Raw genomic sequence first — 16,461 nt, forward strand, 5'->3', positions numbered from 1 at the left:
CCCGAGGCCCCGCTACGGCAGCAGCTCGACCTGGATCTCGACCTCGACCGGCGCGTCCAGCGGCAGCACCGCCACGCCGACCGCGCTGCGCGCGTGCACGCCCCGCTCGCCGAGGACCTCGCCCAGCAGCTCGCTGGCGCCGTTGACGACACCCGGCTGGCCGGTGAAGTCGGCCGCCGAGGCGACGAAGCCGACGACCTTCACCACGCGCGCGACGCGGTCCAGGTCGCCCACGACGGACTTGACGGCGGCCAGCGCGTTCAGCGCGCAGGTGCGGGCCAGCTCCTTGGCCTCCTCCGCCGTGACCTCCAGGCCCACCTTGCCGGTGACCGGGAGCTTGCCCTCGACCATCGGCAGCTGGCCCGCGGTGTAGACGTAGGAGCCGGACAGCACGGCCGGCTGGTAGGAGGCCAGCGGGGGCACGACCTCCGGCAGGGTCAGACCCAGCTCGGCCAGCTTCGCCTCGACCGCGCTCATCCCTGCTTCTCCCGCTTCAGGTAGGCCACCAGCTGCTCGGGGTTCGGCCCGGGCACGACCTGGACGAGCTCCCAGCCGTCCTCGCCCCAGGTGTCCAGAATCTGCTTCGTGGCATGGACGAGCAGCGGCACGGTTGCGTATTCCCACTTGGTCATGGGGCCGACTGTATCCGCTGTTGTCCACAGCCTCCCGCGTAGCCCGAGCGCGGACTGGTTAGGCTCGAAGACGTGAGCAGGCTCCAGGTCGTCAGCGGCAAGGGCGGGACCGGAAAGACCACGGTCGCCGCCGCCCTCGCGCTTGCCCTCGCCACGGCGGGGAAGCGGACACTCCTCGTCGAGGTCGAGGGTCGGCAGGGCATCGCACAACTCTTCGAAACGGAGGCGCTGCCCTACGAGGAACGGAAGATCGCGGTCGCTCCCGGGGGCGGGGAGGTGTACGCCCTGGCCATAGACCCCGAACTGGCCCTGCTGGACTACCTCCAGATGTTCTACAAGCTCGGCGGCGCGGGCCGGGCCCTGAAGAAGCTCGGCGCGATCGACTTCGCCACCACCATCGCGCCGGGCCTGCGGGACGTCCTCCTGACCGGCAAGGCGTGCGAGGCGGTGCGGCGCAAGGACCGCGCCGGCCGCTTCGTGTACGACTACGTCGTGATGGACGCGCCGCCCACCGGGCGCATCACCCGCTTCCTCAACGTCAACGACGAGGTGGCCGGCCTGGCGAAGATCGGCCCCATACACAATCAGGCGCAGGCCGTGATGCGGGTGCTGAAGTCGGCCGAGACGGAGGTGCACCTGGTGACGCTGCTGGAGGAGATGCCGGTCCAGGAGACCGTCGACGGCATCGCCGAACTGCGCGGGGCGCGGCTGCCGGTGGGCCGCGTCATCGTGAACATGGTGCGCCCGCGGGTCTTGGACGGACTCGACCTGGAACGCGTACGGACCGTGCCGCGCACCGCGCTCGCCCGGTCCCTGTCCGCCGCCGGTCTCGGCGGCGCGCGGCGCGGCGGAAACGCCGAGCGGCTGGTGGATCCGCTGCTGGAGCAGGCCGAGGAGTACGCAGAACGGTATCTGCTGGAGCAGGAGCAGCGGTCCGTCCTCGGTGAGCTCGGCCTGCCGCTGCACGAACTGCCGCTGTTCGCCGAGGGCATGGACCTGGCGGGCCTGTACGAACTGGCGACCGAGCTGCGGAAGCAGGGGATGTCATGAGCCCGGATCCGGCCCACGCGCACGAACCGTCCCGCCGACTGGCCCCCGCGCCCCTGCTCGACATCGATCCCCTGCTGGACGATCCGGACACCCGGATCGTGGTGTGCTGCGGCTCGGGCGGTGTCGGCAAGACCACGACCGCGGCGGCCCTCGGGCTGCGGGCCGCCGAGCGCGGCCGCAAGGTGGTGGTCCTCACCATCGACCCGGCCCGGCGCCTCGCGCAGTCCATGGGCATCGACTCCCTCGACAACGTCCCGCGCCGGGTGAAGGGCACGGAGGGCGACGGCGAGCTGCACGCGATGATGCTCGACATGAAGCGCACCTTCGACGAGGTCGTCGAGGGGCACGCGGACCCCGAGCGGGCGGCCGCGATCCTGTCCAACCCCTTCTACCAGTCGCTCTCGGCGGGCTTCGCGGGCACGCAGGAGTACATGGCGATGGAGAAGCTCGGCCAGCTGAGGGCCAAGGACGAGTGGGACCTCATCGTCGTCGACACCCCGCCGTCGCGCTCCGCGCTCGACTTCCTGGACGCGCCCAAGCGGCTCGGCTCCTTCCTCGACGGCCGCCTGATCCGCCTGCTGACGGCCCCGGCCAAGCTGGGCGGGCGCGCGGGCATGAAGTTCCTCAACGTCGGCATGTCGATGATGACCGGCACGCTCGGCAAGCTGCTGGGCGGTCAACTGCTCAAGGACGTCCAGACGTTCGTGGCCGCGATGGACACGACCTTCGGCGGTTTCCGCACCCGCGCCGACGCCACGTACAAGCTGCTCCAGGCGCCCGGGACGGCGTTCCTGGTGGTCGCGGCCCCGGAGCGGGACGCGCTGCGCGAGGCCGCGTACTTCGTGGAACGGCTGGCCGCGGAGCGGATGCCGCTCGCCGGTCTGGTGCTCAACCGGGTCCACGGCAGCGGCGCCGAACGGCTTTCGGCCGAGCGGGCGCTCGCCGCCGCGGAAAATCTTGAGGAGCGCCGCATTGTGGATCAGGGGGACGGGAAAGCTGGACTTCGTAACTCTCCCGACACGTACGGCAGTTCCGATGCTCCCGTTTCCGACGTCTCCGGCGCTTCCGACGCACCGGCTTCCGGCGACGGCTCCCCCACCGGCCCGGGGCAACCCGGGACGGGTTCGTCGCAGACCGGGCCCACCGAGCCCGCGGACGCCGCGGAATCCGCGGAGGACCCCGAGCGTTCCGTGGACCGGCTCACCGCCGGCCTGCTGAGGCTGCACGCGGATCGTATGCAGCTGCTCTCCCGCGAGCACCGCACGCGGGACCGTTTCACCGCGCTGCATCCCGAGGTCGCGGTGGCCGAGGTGGCCGCGCTGCCCGGCGATGTGCACGACCTCTCGGGGCTGCGGGACATCGGGAACCGGCTCGCGGACAACCGACGGGAACTGCCGGAGGCGACTGCCTGACACCCACGACACGTAACCGGAGGCCTTCCGCCGGCTGACCCAAGGCACCATGACCCACATGCCACCCCTGGCGCCCCTGGCACCCGACATCGGCCAAGGGCGCACCCGGCCCTGAAAGGGTGCGCCTGCCGACCCGGTACGGGGACGCCCTCACGTCATCGAGGAAGGCGCCCTCGATCCGCCGAGGAGAGTGCCCTCGCTCCCTGGAGGGACATGCCCTCGGGCCGCCGTCGAGGGAGGTGCCCTCAGGCGGCCGACACAAGTGCCCTCAGCTCACCGCCGCGTAGTTCTCGTACACCTGGTCGTCGTCGAGCGGCACCAGGCCCACCCCGCGCTCGTACTCGAGACGCGCGGTCTCGAGCAGCCGGCGCCACGAAGTGACGGTCGGCCGGCGGCGCAGCAGCGCGCGGCGCTCCCGCTCCGTCATGCCTCCCCACACGCCGAACTCGACGCGGTTGTCGAGCGCGTCGGCCAGACATTCGGTGCGTACCGGACATCCGGTGCACACCGCCTTGGCCCTGTTCTGCGCTGCTCCCTGAACGAACAGTTCATCCGGATCGGTAGTGCGGCAGGCCGCCTGCGCACTCCAGTCGGTTACCCAGCCCATACCGGCGCCGTCCTCTCCCGAATCGAGGCTCCCCCACGGCGGCAGCGGCATATTCACCGCCGCCAGTTGAGGACGTTACGGAAGGTGGGCACAGCGCAACACCCCCTTCGGGCCCAATCTTGAATGGCCCGAACGGACTATGGGTAAGCGGCAGATCACCCGGGGGAGTGAGCTGACGACATGTGCGACATACCCGGCAAACAGGGACGGTTCTGTTGCGCCACAACGGACGCCAGATGGCACACAAGGCGAATTCGGGCACACCCCACACGTCTCGACAAAAGAAAGTCGCGCGGACCCGGAACGTTTCGGGTCCGCCGGACGTATTGATACGTGGCCGCGCTGCTGTGACAGTTAGGAGCAGCTTAGGCCAAGGCCTAGACGCGTGTCCGGCGAATGAGAACGTAGGCTGCCCTCATGCCAAAGAAGCGCTCGGGCGGTGGCCTCTCGCCCATGCAGCAGGCCGCCAAGTTCCTCGGGGTCAGTGTGCTCGCGGGAGTGGTACTGGCCGGTATCGCGCTGCCCGCGGCCGGGGTGTTCGGCTTGGCGGCCAAGGGATCGGTCGAGGGGTTCGACGAGATCCCGGCCAACCTCAAGCGCCCACCACTCAGTCAGCGCACCACCATCCTGGACAGCAAGGGCGGCCAGATCGCCCAGGTCTACTCCCGTGACCGCACGGTGGTCGACCTCAAGGACATCTCGCCGTACATGCAGAAGGCGATCGTCGCGATCGAGGACTCGCGCTTCTACCAGCACGGCGCCATCGACCTGAAGGGCGTCCTGCGCGCCCTGAACAAGAACGCGCAGAGCGGAGGGGTCGCCCAGGGCGCCTCGACGCTCACGCAGCAGTACGTGAAGAACGTCTTCGTGGAGGAGGCCGGCGACGACCCGACGAAGGTCGCGCAGGCCACCCAGCAGACCCTCGGCCGCAAGGTCAAGGAACTGAAGTTCGCGATCCAGGTCGAGCAGGAGCTGGGCAAGAAGAAGATCCTCGAGAACTACCTGAACATCACCTTCTTCGGCGAGCAGGCCTACGGCATCGAGGCCGCCTCGCAGCGGTACTTCAGCAAGCACGCCAAGGACCTCACCCTCCCCGAGTCGGCGCTGCTGGCCGGCATCGTCCAGTCGCCGAGCCGCTACGACCCGGTCAACGACGAGGCGGAGGCCACCAGGCGGCGCAATGTCGTGCTGCAGCGCATGGCCGAGGTCGGCGACGTGTCGCAGGCGGAGGCCGACCAGGCGAAGAAGGCGCCCCTGCGCCTGAAGATCACCCAGCCGCGCAACGGCTGCATCACGGCGGTCAGCGGCGCCAACTTCTTCTGCAAGTACGTCGAGCAGGTCTTCCTCAACGACCCGGTGTTCGGCGCCTCCCGCGAGAAGCGCGCCAAGCTCTGGAACCAGGGCGGCCTCACCGTCCGTACGACGCTGGACCCGCAGGCCCAGCAGTCGGTGCAGGCCTCGCTCAAGAAGCACGTCTACCAGTCGGACGCGGTCGCCGCGGCGTCGGTGCTGGTCGAGCCCGGCACCGGCCGGATCATGGGGATGGGCCAGTCGAAGCCGTACGGCTACGGCAAGAACGAGACCGAGATCAACTACTCGGTCGGCAATGCCATGGGCGGCTCCAACTTCGGCTTCCCGACGGGTTCGACGTTCAAGCCGTTCGTGGCGGCGGCCGCGCTGGAGCAGGGCCGGCCGCCGACGCAGCAGTACTCGTCGCCGTACAAGATGGAGTACCCGAGCCCGGTCCAGACGTGCGACGGGCGGCCCTGGACCAACCAGGACCACACCCAGGTCGAGAACGAGAACGAGTCGGAGAAGGGCCCGTACCGGATGAAGGAGGCGATGGCGAAGTCCATCAACACCTACTTCGTCCAGCTGATCTCCGACATCGGCCTGTGCCCGGTGGCCAACATGACCGACAAGCTGCACGTGGTGCAGGGCGACGGCAGCAAGCTGCCCGAGAAGCCCGCCATCGCGCTGGGCTCGATCGGCCTCTCGCCGCTGACGATGGCGAGCGCCTACGCCGCCTTCGCCGACCGGGGCACCTACTGCACGCCGGTCGCCATCCAGTCGATCACGCAGCGGATCGGCAACCGGGAGAAGTCGCTCTCCGTCCCGAAGACGACGTGCTCGCGGGTGATGTCCCAGAAGACCGCGGACACCGTGAACACCCTGCTGCAGGGCGTGGTCGACTCCGGCACCGGTCAGCAGGCCGGCCTCTCCGACCGCGATAACGCGGGCAAGACGGGCACCACCGACGAGCGCAAGAACGCGTGGTTCGTGGGCTACACGCCCAACCTGTCGGGCGCGGTGTGGGTGGGCAGCGCCACCCAGAAGGTGAAGATGATCAACATCCGCATCGGCGGTGTGTTCAACCCCCTGGTCTACGGCGGTCAGGTGCCCGGCCCGATCTGGCGGGACGCGATGACCGGCGCCCTCGCGGGCAGACCGGCACCGTCCTTCAACCTCATCGACATTCCGGACCCCGAGAAGGACAACAAGGGAAAAGGAAACGGGAAGGGCCCCGGCGGCCCCACCGGCGGCACCGGTGACATCGGTGGCCTGATCGGCGGCGGCACCAGCGACGGCGGCACCTTCCCGACTCCGACCTTCTCCCTCCCCGACGGCTTCATACAGGGCCAGAGCGGATCCAACGGAAACGGCATCGGGGGGCGGAGGGGCTGACGCGGGAGCGCGTGAGGCTCTGACGTCACCGGGCGCCGTACCGGGAGACACAGGGAAGGGCGCCGGCAGCGGATCGCTGCCGGCGCCCTTGTCGTTCGGTGGGTGGGCGCGCCGCGGATGTGCGGGGCTGGAGCGGCGGCGCGGCTCAGCCGGCCAGCAGCCTCTTGACCACGGCGGCGACGCGGCCGCCCTCCGCCTGGCCCGCCACCTTCGGGTTCACGATCTTCATGACGGCGCCCATGGCCCGCGGGCCCTCCGCACCGGCCGCCCTGGCCTCCTCGACGGCCTGCCCGACGATCCGGTTCAGCTCCTCGTCGGACAGCTGCCGGGGCAGGTACGCGGCAAGCAGTTCGCCCTCGGCCTTCTCCCGCTCGGCCTGCTCGGGACGACCGCCCTGCGCGAAGGCGTCGGCGGCCTCACGGCGCTTCTTGGCCTCCTTGGTGATCACCTTGAGGACCTCGTCGTCGGAGAGCTCGCGCTTCTCCTTGCCCGCGACCTCCTCCTTGGTGATCGCGGTGAGCGTCAGCCGGAGCGTCGAGGAGCGGAGCTCGTCGCGCTCCCTGATCGCGGCGTTGAGGTCTTCCTGCAGCTTCGACTTGAGCGTGGTCATGGGTCCGATTGTCGCAGGTGCGCCGGCACACCCGCGCGCCGATTTCCCGGGGCACGCCCGCGCGTTGAGCCCTCGCCGCCCTTCCTTCGGTCTCCCGAACGATTTCCGCTGCGCCGCACGGGCCTGACACGATGGACCCATGCGCGCGCGATACGGAGTACCCCTGGGCATCACGGCGGTCGCGACCGCCGGTCTTCTCTACTCCGCGGGCTTCGAGGCCCGCTCCTTCCGTCTGCGGCGGGTGACCGCCCCCGTGCTGCCCTCCGGGATGCGCCCCCTGCGCGTGCTGCAGGTCTCCGACATCCACATGGTCGGCGGCCAGCGCAAGAAGCAGCGCTGGCTGCGCTCGCTGGCCGGCCTGCGCCCGGACTTCGTGATCAACACCGGGGACAACCTCTCGGACCCGGAGGGCGTGCCGGAGGTCCTGGACGCGCTGGGCCCGCTGATGGACTTCCCGGGGGCGTACGTCTTCGGCTCCAACGACTACTACGGCCCGAAGCTGCGCAACCCCGCCCGCTACCTGATCGAGAAGGCCCAGGGCCGCCACGGCCTGAACGGCAACGCGCCCGCGGTGGACGTCGTGCACAACCCGTGGGAGGACCTGCGCGACGCCTTCGACGCGGCGGGCTGGCTCAACCTGACGAACACGCGCGGCATCCTGAAGGTCGAGGGCGTGTCGGTGGAGCTGACGGGCCTGGACGACCCGCACATCAAGCGGGACCGCTACGCGCGGGTGGCGGGCGGCCCCTCGGGCTCGGCGGACTTCTCCATGGGCGTGGTGCACGCGCCGTACCTGCGCGTCCTGGACGCCTTCGCGGCCGACGACTACCCCCTGGTCCTGGCCGGCCACACCCACGGCGGCCAGCTCTGCATCCCCTTCTACGGGGCCCTCGTGACCAACTGCGACCTGGACACGGACCGGGTGAAGGGCCTGTCCACCCACACGGCCGAGGGCCGCACCTCCTACCTGCACGTCTCGGCGGGCTGCGGCACCAACCGCTACACCCCGGTCCGCTTCGCCTGCCCACCGGAGGCGACGCTGCTGACGCTGGTGGGGCGGGCGTAGGGAGCCCTGGGCGCGTCTCGGGGCGGGGCCTGCGGAGCCGTTCCGGACAGGCCCGGAACCGCGCCCCCCGGCGCCGACCTGCCGTAACTCGGACAGCGCACCCGAATCGCCCCCTTCCTCCCCTCTCCCTACCGTGAGGGCATGACCGCCCCGATCCCCAGGGACATACCGGATCTCCCCGCGATCCCGGGCATACCCGTCCTGATGCCCTCCGCCGTCCCCGCGACCGCGGTGGTGGAGCCCACCCGACGCCCCTGGACGGCGATCTACCGCCTGCTGGTCGCCGCGGCGACCGCGGCCGCGGTCGCCGTCGAGGTGGCCATCGGCCCCCCGGGCCACGTCCTGAGCCACTTCGCGATCCAGGCCGCCCTCCTGCTGGCCGCCGTCATGACTTCCTCGGCCCGCAGGGCGTGGACCGCCCGCCGCCCCGTGCCCTCGGCACTGACCGGCGCGGCGCTGCTCTACGCCGTCATCGCGGGTCTGGTCTACCACCTGCTGCTGACCCGCACGGCCACGCCGTTCTCCCTGACGGGCGCACCGGGCACCCACACGGTGTGGCAGACGGCGGCCGGCGCGATCATCCACACCGCGGCCCCGGTGGCGGCACTCCTGGACTGGCTCCTGCTGACCACCCCCGACCGCCTGCACCTGCGCCAGGCGGCGGCATGGATGCTCTACCCCCTGGCCTACCTGGCCTTCTCCCTCACCCGAGGCGAACTGCTCCACCCCGGCACACCCGACCGCTACCTGTACCCGTTCCTGGACGTCGTCCGGCACGGTTACAAGCACGTCCTCGGCAACGCCCTCCTGCTGGGCCTCTCCTTCTACGCCCTGGCCGTCCTCCTCGTGGTCCTGGACCACACCCGCCCGAACCCCGTACGCCGTCGCTACAAAACCGGATTTCGTCTCCGGCCACCGGTGGGCTAAAGTAAACGACGTCGCCGCGGCAAGCAGCGACATCGGGGTGTAGCGCAGCTTGGCAGCGCGCTTCGTTCGGGACGAAGAGGTCGTGGGTTCAAATCCCGCCACCCCGACATTGGTCAGAGGCCCATTCGCGTGATCGCGAATGGGCCTCTGTCGTGCCTGCGGCGACGGAGTGCGGCGAGCCGATCGGGGGACGGACGCAGGTTCGCCGGAACGGGGTCGCGCCGTTGGAACAGGCGGGTCCCGGCGACCGAACCGACCATGTGATGACTGTGCGTACTCACTCGAAAGGGTTACGTGAAGGGGCAGGGGTGTACGAGTGCGGGTGGCATGAGGAGGGGCGCTCACATCCGGACGCGCCCCGAAGGAGGCATCATGCTCCGCCATTCGATACGTCCGCTTCTGGTCGGGCTGTGCACACTGACCGCCGCGTCCCAGGCGGCCACAACCGTGGCCCTGGCCGTGCCGGCCGATCAGCACCGGAACACGCGCACCACCCCCCGCGCCCTTCGCGCACAGACACTCTCCGACCTGACCAGAGCCATGAAGGGTGAGGCGTTCGCCTACGCCTCGTACAGCCTTTTCGGCGCCGAGGCCGACCGCCAGGGCCACCCGGCCGTCGGCCGGCTCTTCCGCGCCACCGCTCGGACGGAGCTGAACGAGCATCTGCGCCAGGCGGCCGTCCTGGCCGGCACGGTCGGCACGAACGCGGCCAACCTGCGCCAGGCCGTCAACGGCGAGTCGTACGAGCACCAGGTCATGTACCGCGGCTTCGCCCGTCAGGCCCGCGCGGACGGGGACCCGGCGGCCGCCAAGCTGTTCACCGAGCTCGCCGCGGACGAGGGCCGCCACCGCGACGCCTACCGCACCGCGCTGACGGTGGTGACCACCGGCCGCGGCACCATTCCGGCACCGCCGACGGCCAGCCCGGTCTCGGTCCCCGCGGGCCTCCCGAAGGTCAAGGCCGCCCGCACCCGGACCAACCTCGACACCGCCATGCACGGCGAGGCGCTCGCCCACGCCAAGTACATGCTCTACGCCGCCCGGGCGCGGCAGACCGGCCGCCCCGCACTGGCCCGGCTGTTCGAGGGCACCGCCGGGGTCGAGCTGCGCGAGCACTTCGCCGGCGAAGCGGTCCTGGCCGGCCTGGTCGGCACGACGAGGAAGAACCTGGGCAAGGCCGTCGCCGGCGAACGCGGCGAAGCGAGAACCCTGTACCCGGGGTTCGCCAACCGGGCCACGGCCGTGGGCAGCACCGCCGTCGCCCGCTACTTCCGCGACACGGCCGCCGACGAGGCCAAGCACGCGGCCGCCTTCCAGCAGGCGCTCAACCAGCTGCGGTGACGCTTCGGCCGAGCCGCGAGACCGGCCGGACACCAGGCAGGAACGTCCGGCCGGTCGAGCTTCACCTGTGCGGCGCGGGCTGCCGGTGAAGCAGCTGTCGCCGCGTCACTCCTTGCCGCCCGTTTCGCTTTTCGAGAACCGGCCCTGCCAGACCGCCTTCGCGCCCGAGTCCCCGATCCGGTACACCTCGACGCCCGCGCCGACGGCCACGACCAGGGCGAGCACCAGCACTGCGACGCGCACCGGAACGGAAGAGGCCCGTCGAGCCACAGCGGACGTCCCACCCTCCGTGGAACTCCCGGCCGCACCGCTGCGCTCACGCCCCCAGCGAGAGCCGGCGCGGCCGAGCAGAGGGACGGCGACCGTCAGCACGAACAGGGCGATCACCCACGGAGTGAGGTCGGAGCCCATCTCGGCGTGCTCTTCCACCAGCGCGGTCTCCCGCACCCGCTCCTCCAGCCACTCGCCGGATTCCGTGGTCAGCACCACCAGAGCGAGGGTGAGCGCCCCCAGAACCGGCAGTGCCCAGCCGAGTCGGCGCGCCACCGAAGGCCACAGCACACAGACGAGGAGCACCAGCGCCGTCAGCGGGACCAGCACCACGGCGCTGTGGACGAAGAGGGGGTGGCTGGGAAGGCCGTTGAACAACCCAACACTCACGGAAACTCCTCCGGCGCGCAGGTGACGAGCGTGTGAGATGCGTTCGCCCCGAAATCTGCCATTTCGGGCATTGTGCGATGGGAGTGGGCGGGGGAAGGAATTGTGCGCGCGTATGGAGTACCGACCGGGGACGAACGGCCCCAGAGCGTCGAACTGCCCGGGCGGGTTCAAGTCCGCCATCGGCTCGCGCACTTCGGTCTTCGCCTCCGTCTTCTCCTCGGGGCGCGCGGGGGTGGCCGGCGGACGCGGGTGACGGTGGGATGAGGGCGTGCCGAAGAGCGACGACCATGAGAGAACCAGCGCGAGACTGACCGCAACAACTTCGGCTACCTCGCGGTGGCCATGCTCAACTACGGCATCCGCCCGCTGCTCGCGGCCTGGCATCCCGTCCTGGAGGACTGGGAGAGCCGGCGTCCCGCGGACCGCTCGTGCCGGGACCACGAGCAGGCCTGGGAACTGGCCGGCGACCTGCGCTCCTCCCTGCGCGACACCCGCGCGATCCTCACCGCGTACGCGGACCTCCCGGCCAGTGCCTGCGGCGTCCCGAACCTCCTCCAGGCGGTGCCCGGGGAAACGGGCCGAGGCGACGCGCCTGCCTGCGGACACCCGGCCTCCGGCGGCCGTTCAGGGAGCGGTTCTGGAACCGGTCGTCCCGGTGCGGCAGTCTTCTCTCTCGTGGGGAGCGTTCCGTATCAAGGGGGTGCGCCGGGTTACCCGGGCGCGCACATGGTGGTGTGCGGCGACGACGGACTCGCGCACCGGCTGGCCGCCGAGCTGCGCGGTGTCTACGGTGAGCAGGTCACGCTGGTGGTGCCGCCCTCCGAGCGCGGTGTCCGCCCGCCGGTGGTCGGCCGGGGCCGGGCCGCTTCGGCGTTGCTGGACCGGGTGGTCAGCGCCGCCGTGGGCCGGGCCGGCGGCAACGGGGGCAACAGCGCCAACGGCGCCGGCGCCAACGGTGGTGGGCCGGCCCCTGAGGCCGATCACCTCCTGGAGGCCGCCGAGCTGACCGACGCCGTGCTCGTGGCGGCGGGCGTGGAGCAGGCGGCCGCGCTGGCGCTCGTGTACGACGACGACGAGACCAACATCCGCGCCGCCCTGACCGCCCGCCGGATCAACCCGCGCCTCCGGCTCGTCCTGCGCCTGTACAACCGGCGGTTGGGGCAGCACATCGAGGAACTCCTCGATCAGGCGGCCGTGTTGGCCGTCGGCGGCGACGACACCTCCTGGGCCGACGCGTCCACGACCGTGCTGTCCGACGCCGACACGGCCGCGCCCGCCCTGGCCGCCAGCGCCGTCGCCGGCACCAGCAAGGTCGTCCAGACCGACGGGCTGCTGCTGCGCGCGGTGGAACGGCCGCCGCCCGCGCCGGGGGAGGTCGCCGATCCCGGGCTGTGCACCCTGGCGCTGCTGTCGGCCACCAGCACCGACCCGGCGGGCGCGGACGGCTCCGAGGGCAGCGGGGAGCAGCGACCCCGGCTGCTGCCCGACGAGGCGGCGGTACGCGAGGCCACCGGGCGCGGGACCGTGGTGCTGGAGCAGGTGTCGTACGCCGGTCCGGCGCTGTCCGCGGGGCGCGGGACCGGCGTCGTGCCGTCGCTCACGTCGTTGTTCTCGCGGCGGCTGCGGTGGTCGCTGGCGGGTCTGGTGGGATGCGTGTTCGCGCTGGCGGTGGCGTCGTGGGTGGTGACCGGCATCCATCCGCTCCGCGCCCTGTATCTGACGCTGCTCGACCTGTTCGCCATCGACGACCCGGCCCTCGGCCAGTCCACCGGGCGGCAGATACTTCAACTCCTGTCCGGACTGGTGGGGTTGCTGCTGCTGCCGGTGCTGCTGGCCGCGGTGCTGGAGGCGCTGGGGACCTTCCGGTCGGCGTCCGCGCTGCGCAAACCGCCGCGCGGGCTCGGCGGCCACGTCGTGCTGCTGGGGCTGGGGAAGATCGGCACACGGGTGCTGACGCGGCTGCGGGAGCTGGGCATTCCGGTGGTGTGCGTGGAGTCCGGGCCCGAGGCGCGGGGGCTGGCGACGGCCCGGCGGCTGCGGGTGCCGGTGGTGCTCGGGGACGTCACGCAGGAGGGCGTCCTGGAGGCCGCGAAGATCCACCGCGCCCATGCGCTGCTCGCGGTGACCAGCGCCGACACCACCAACCTGGAGGCCGTGCTGTACGCCCGGTCGGTACGCCCCGACCTGCGCGTCGTACTGCGCCTGTACGACGACGACTTCGCCACCGCCGTGTACCGCACCCTGCGGGCCGCGCACCCGCACGCGCTGACGCGCAGCCGCAGCGTGTCGCATCTGGCGGCACCCGCGTTCGCCGGGGCGATGTTCGGGCGGCAGATCCTCGGGGCGATCCCCGTGGAGCGGCGGGTGCTGCTGTTCGCGGCCGTGGAGGTGGGCGGGCACCCGCAACTGGAGGGCCGGACGGTCGCGGAGGCGTTCCGCGCGGGGTACTGGCGGGTGCTGGCCCTGGAGGCGGGGCTGACGGCGCAGCAGCGGCGGGAGCCGGCCGCGGAGGCGGCGGCCGAGGACACCGGGCGGCCCTCGGGGCTGGTGTGGAACCTGCCCGGCACCTGCGTCCTGCGCGCCGAGGACCGCGTGGTGCTGGCGGCGACCCGGCGGGGCCTGGCGGAACTGCTGGGGCGCCGGGGCCGGGAGCGGGCGGGCGCGTAGGCGCCCGCCCGCACGGGGCCGTCGGCTATCTCGGCAGGTGGCGTTCCGCGAAGTCCAGTTCCAGGCGGACCTGCTTGATGCGCTCGTCCACCACCAGCGAGCCGTGGCCCGCGTCGTAGCGGTAGACCTCGTGGACGGCGCCGCGGGCGTCCAGGCGCTTGACGTAGTTCTCGATCTGGCGGATGGGGCAGCGCGGGTCGTTCACCCCGGCGGAGATGTACACCGGGGCCTTGACCTGGTCCACGTAGGTCAGGGGCGAGGACGCCTCGAAGCGCTCGGGGACCTCTTCCGGGGTGCCGCCGAGGAGCGTGCGGTCCATGGCCTTCAGCGCCTCCATCTCGTCGTGGTACGCCGTGACGTAGTCGGCGACCGGGACCGCCGCGATGCCCAGCGCCCACGCCTCCGGCTGGACGCCGAGGCCGAGCAGGGTGAGGTAGCCGCCCCAGGAGCCGCCGGTGAGGATCAGGCGTTCGGGGTCGGCGAGGCCGGAGCCGATCGCCCACTCGCGCACGGCCGCGATGTCCTCCAGCTCGATCAGGCCGACGCGGTGCTTCAGGGCGTCGGTCCACGCGCGGCCGTAGCCCGTGGAGCCGCGGTAGTTCACCCGGACCACGGCGTATCCGTGGTCGACCCAGGCGGCCGGGGCCGCGGCGAAGGAGTCGCTGTCGTGCCAGGTGGGGCCGCCGTGGATGTCGAAGACGGTGGGGAGCGGCCCGGTCGCGCCCGCCGGTCGCTGCACGAGGGCGTGGATGCGGCCGCCGGGGCCCTCCACCCAGACGTCCTCCACCGGCACCGACCCCGGGGACCTCATGCCGGGCGGGTCCAGGACCACCTCGCCCGTGGTGGAGCGCACGGCGGGCGGCTCGGCCGCCGAGGACCACAGGTACTCCACACTGCCGTCGGGGCGGGCCGTCGCCCCGGAGACCGTGCCGGGCGGGGTGGCGATCCGGGCGAGCTCGCGGCTCGCCAGGTCGTAGCGGAACAGCTCGCTGCGGGCCTCGAAGCTGTGCGCGATGAGCAGCCCGGTGCCGTCCGGGTACCACTCCGCGCTCACGTCGCCGGGCAGGTCGAGGGCCAGGTCCGTCTCCTCGCCGGTGGCGACGTCCCACACCAGCGGCTCCCAGCGGCCGCGCCGCTGGTGACCGATGAGCAGCCGTGTGTCGCCGTCGACCGGCGCGAAGCCCAGCACCTCGAGGCCCAGCTCCTGGGTGCCGCCCTTGGTGTCGTCCAGCTCGGCGACCGTGGTGCCGTCCGGGCGCAGCACGCGCAGCGCCGAGTGCATCGCGTCGCCGTGCTCGGTGTGCTCGACGGCGATCAGCGAACCGTCGTGGGAGAGGTCGCCGACGCCCGCCGACTCGCGGTGGCGGTAGATCTCGGCGACGGTCCCGCCGGCCCGCGCGAGGTGGATGGTCGTGCCGTCCTCGTCCGTGGAGCGGCCCACCACCGCGGTCCGGCCGTCCCGCCCCAGCGCCAGGCCCGCCGGGTACGACGGGGCCAGGCCGGCCGCGGCCGGCTCGTCCGGTCCACCGGTGAAGGGCTGGCGGCGCCAGACGCCGAACTCGTCGCCGTCCTTGTCGTCGAACCACCAGATCCACTGGCCGTCGGGGGAGAGCACACCGTCCGTCGTGCCGTTCGGCCGGTCCGTGACCTGGCGTTGCTCACCCGTGGCCCGGTCCCAGGCGTACAGCTCGTACGTCCCCGTCGCGTTCGACACGAACAGGGAGCGGTCCGGTGCGTCCTCCGCCCAGTCCGGCAGCGACACCCGGGGCGCCCGGAAGCGCTTCTCCCACTCCGGCATCCCCTCGATCTGTTCCCGCTGATCCCGCGCGTCGGACCCGTTGCTCTCAGTCATGGCCCCATAGTGCCTGCTCCGGCCGACAATGCGCTGTCGGGGCCCCCAGCCTGTGGACAACTTCGACCGGGCCCTTCCGATCCCCTTACGATTCCCGCTCGGAGCCGCCCCCGCGGCCCGGTGGTGCCCGGCGGCCCCGTACCGTTGAGGGCGTGTACCGGTTTCTGCTGACGCCCCGCTGGTGGGGCATCAACGTCTTCGTGCTGCTCGCCATCCCCTTCTGCGTGTTCATGGGGTCCTGGCAGCTGAGCCGGTTCGAGGCGCGGGTGCAGGACCACCGCACGGCGAGCGCCCGGGCCGCGTCGGACCGCCGGGAGGCGGCGCGCCCGGTGGCCGAGCTGCTGCCGGTGGACAAGCGGACGTCCGGCCGGCAGGCCACCGCCACCGGCCGGTACGGCAAGCAGCTGCTGGTCCCGGACCGCGAGCTGGACGGCAGGAGCGGGTACTACGTGCTCACGCTGCTGCGGACCGGCTCCGGCAAGGCGCTGCCGGTGGTACGGGGCTGGCTGCCGGGGAAGGCGGACCCGGCCAAGGCTCCGTCTCCGCCCGCCGGCGAGGTCACGGTCACCGGCGCCCTCCAGGCGTCCGAGACACCGGGGGACAACGGGGTCGGCGCCCAGGGCGGCCTCCCGGCCGGTCAGACCGGGGCGATCAGCGCCGCCTCCCTGGTGAACCTCGTGCCGTACGACGTGTACGACGCCTGGATCACGCTCGGCGAGGGCGACTCCGGGATGAAGGCCGTGCCCGCCACGGCGCCGGCGAACACCGGGCTGGACCTGAAGGCCTTCCAGAACCTCGGCTACACCGGTGAGTGGTTCGTCTTCGCCGGGTTCGTGGTGTTCATGTGGTTCCGGCTGGTGCGGCGTGAGGTCGAGTACGCCCGTGACGCCGAGCTGGGCCTGCTGCCGGACTCGGACCAGGGCCAGGACCAGGAGCACGCCACGGTGTGAGC

14 protein-coding genes and 1 tRNA gene are annotated in these 16,461 nt (G+C 71.9%); 9 read left to right on the top strand and 6 right to left on the bottom strand.

Annotated elements, in window-relative coordinates; genetic code table 11:
- Positions 1-12 precede the first annotated feature (12 nt).
- Positions 13-477, bottom strand: a complete 465-nt coding sequence (locus ACIPM1_RS11295) for a RidA family protein (protein ID WP_356184618.1) — start codon at positions 475-477, stop codon at positions 13-15.
- Positions 474-632 (bottom strand): DUF4177 domain-containing protein, encoded by a 159-nt coding sequence (locus ACIPM1_RS11300; RefSeq protein WP_073947089.1) that lies wholly within the window; start codon positions 630-632, stop codon positions 474-476. Before ACIPM1_RS11300 ends, ACIPM1_RS11295 begins: the two co-directional genes overlap by 4 nt.
- 72 nt (positions 633-704) lie before the next feature.
- Between ACIPM1_RS11300 and ACIPM1_RS11305 the strand changes: the two genes are divergently transcribed.
- Together ACIPM1_RS11305 and ACIPM1_RS11310 are read left to right on the top strand one after the other, a co-directional pair.
- A complete protein-coding gene (locus ACIPM1_RS11305) occupies positions 705-1,682 on the top strand; it encodes an ArsA-related P-loop ATPase (RefSeq protein ID WP_402432158.1) in 978 nt (325 codons plus the stop codon).
- Positions 1,679-3,094 (top strand): ArsA family ATPase, encoded by a 1,416-nt coding sequence (locus tag ACIPM1_RS11310; protein WP_402432162.1) that lies wholly within the window; start codon positions 1,679-1,681, stop codon positions 3,092-3,094. Before ACIPM1_RS11305 ends, ACIPM1_RS11310 begins: the two co-directional genes overlap by 4 nt.
- Before the next feature lie 268 nt (positions 3,095-3,362).
- Here ACIPM1_RS11310 and wblA read toward each other — a convergent pair whose 3' ends face one another.
- Complete coding sequence (wblA, locus tag ACIPM1_RS11315; RefSeq protein ID WP_356184958.1) at positions 3,363-3,701, bottom strand: transcriptional regulator WblA; 339 nt, start codon at positions 3,699-3,701, stop codon at positions 3,363-3,365.
- A 417-nt stretch (positions 3,702-4,118) separates the two neighbouring features.
- Between wblA and ACIPM1_RS11320 the strand changes: the two genes are divergently transcribed.
- Complete coding sequence (locus ACIPM1_RS11320; protein WP_402432165.1) at positions 4,119-6,386, top strand: transglycosylase domain-containing protein; 2,268 nt, start codon at positions 4,119-4,121, stop codon at positions 6,384-6,386.
- Positions 6,387-6,531: 145 nt separating this feature from the next.
- Here ACIPM1_RS11320 and ACIPM1_RS11325 read toward each other — a convergent pair whose 3' ends face one another.
- Entirely contained in the window at positions 6,532-6,996 is a 465-nt protein-coding gene (locus ACIPM1_RS11325) for a GatB/YqeY domain-containing protein (RefSeq protein WP_402432168.1), read from the bottom strand.
- A 139-nt stretch (positions 6,997-7,135) separates the two neighbouring features.
- Here ACIPM1_RS11325 and ACIPM1_RS11330 point away from each other — a divergent pair, with 139 nt between their 5' ends.
- From ACIPM1_RS11330 to ACIPM1_RS11345, 4 genes are all read left to right on the top strand, one after another.
- On the top strand, positions 7,136-8,062 hold the full coding sequence (locus ACIPM1_RS11330; RefSeq protein WP_402432172.1) for a metallophosphoesterase: 927 nt from the start codon (positions 7,136-7,138) through the stop codon (positions 8,060-8,062).
- 141 nt (positions 8,063-8,203) lie between these two features.
- Positions 8,204-8,989: a Pr6Pr family membrane protein gene (locus tag ACIPM1_RS11335; protein ID WP_402432175.1), complete on the top strand. Its 786-nt coding sequence runs from the start codon at positions 8,204-8,206 to the stop codon at positions 8,987-8,989.
- 33 nt (positions 8,990-9,022) lie between these two features.
- Positions 9,023-9,096: transfer RNA gene (locus ACIPM1_RS11340), tRNA-Pro, on the top strand.
- A 265-nt stretch (positions 9,097-9,361) separates the two neighbouring features.
- Positions 9,362-10,330 carry a ferritin family protein gene (locus ACIPM1_RS11345; RefSeq protein ID WP_402432177.1) on the top strand — a complete coding sequence of 323 codons (969 nt, stop codon included), beginning with the start codon at positions 9,362-9,364 and terminating at the stop codon, positions 10,328-10,330.
- A 105-nt stretch (positions 10,331-10,435) separates the two neighbouring features.
- Here the strand turns inward: ACIPM1_RS11345 and ACIPM1_RS11350 are convergent, their stop codons facing one another.
- A complete protein-coding gene (locus ACIPM1_RS11350) occupies positions 10,436-10,990 on the bottom strand; it encodes a DUF2231 domain-containing protein (protein ID WP_402432180.1) in 555 nt (184 codons plus the stop codon).
- Between the two features lie 726 nt (positions 10,991-11,716).
- Between ACIPM1_RS11350 and ACIPM1_RS11355 the strand changes: the two genes are divergently transcribed.
- The gene (locus ACIPM1_RS11355; protein WP_402432936.1) at positions 11,717-13,657 is read left to right on the top strand and encodes an NAD-binding protein; all 1,941 of its coding nucleotides are present in this window, start codon (positions 11,717-11,719) and stop codon (positions 13,655-13,657) included.
- Positions 13,658-13,682: 25 nt separating this feature from the next.
- Here the strand turns inward: ACIPM1_RS11355 and ACIPM1_RS11360 are convergent, their stop codons facing one another.
- On the bottom strand, positions 13,683-15,509 hold the full coding sequence (locus ACIPM1_RS11360; protein ID WP_402432183.1) for a prolyl oligopeptidase family serine peptidase: 1,827 nt from the start codon (positions 15,507-15,509) through the stop codon (positions 13,683-13,685).
- 152 nt (positions 15,510-15,661) lie between these two features.
- Here ACIPM1_RS11360 and ACIPM1_RS11365 point away from each other — a divergent pair, with 152 nt between their 5' ends.
- Complete coding sequence (locus tag ACIPM1_RS11365) at positions 15,662-16,459, top strand: SURF1 family protein (RefSeq protein ID WP_402432186.1); 798 nt, start codon at positions 15,662-15,664, stop codon at positions 16,457-16,459.
- Positions 16,460-16,461 lie beyond the last annotated feature (2 nt).

Source organism: Streptomyces sp. NPDC086766 (assembly GCF_044746005.1).
Taxonomy (GTDB): Bacteria; Actinomycetota; Actinomycetes; order Streptomycetales; family Streptomycetaceae; genus Streptomyces.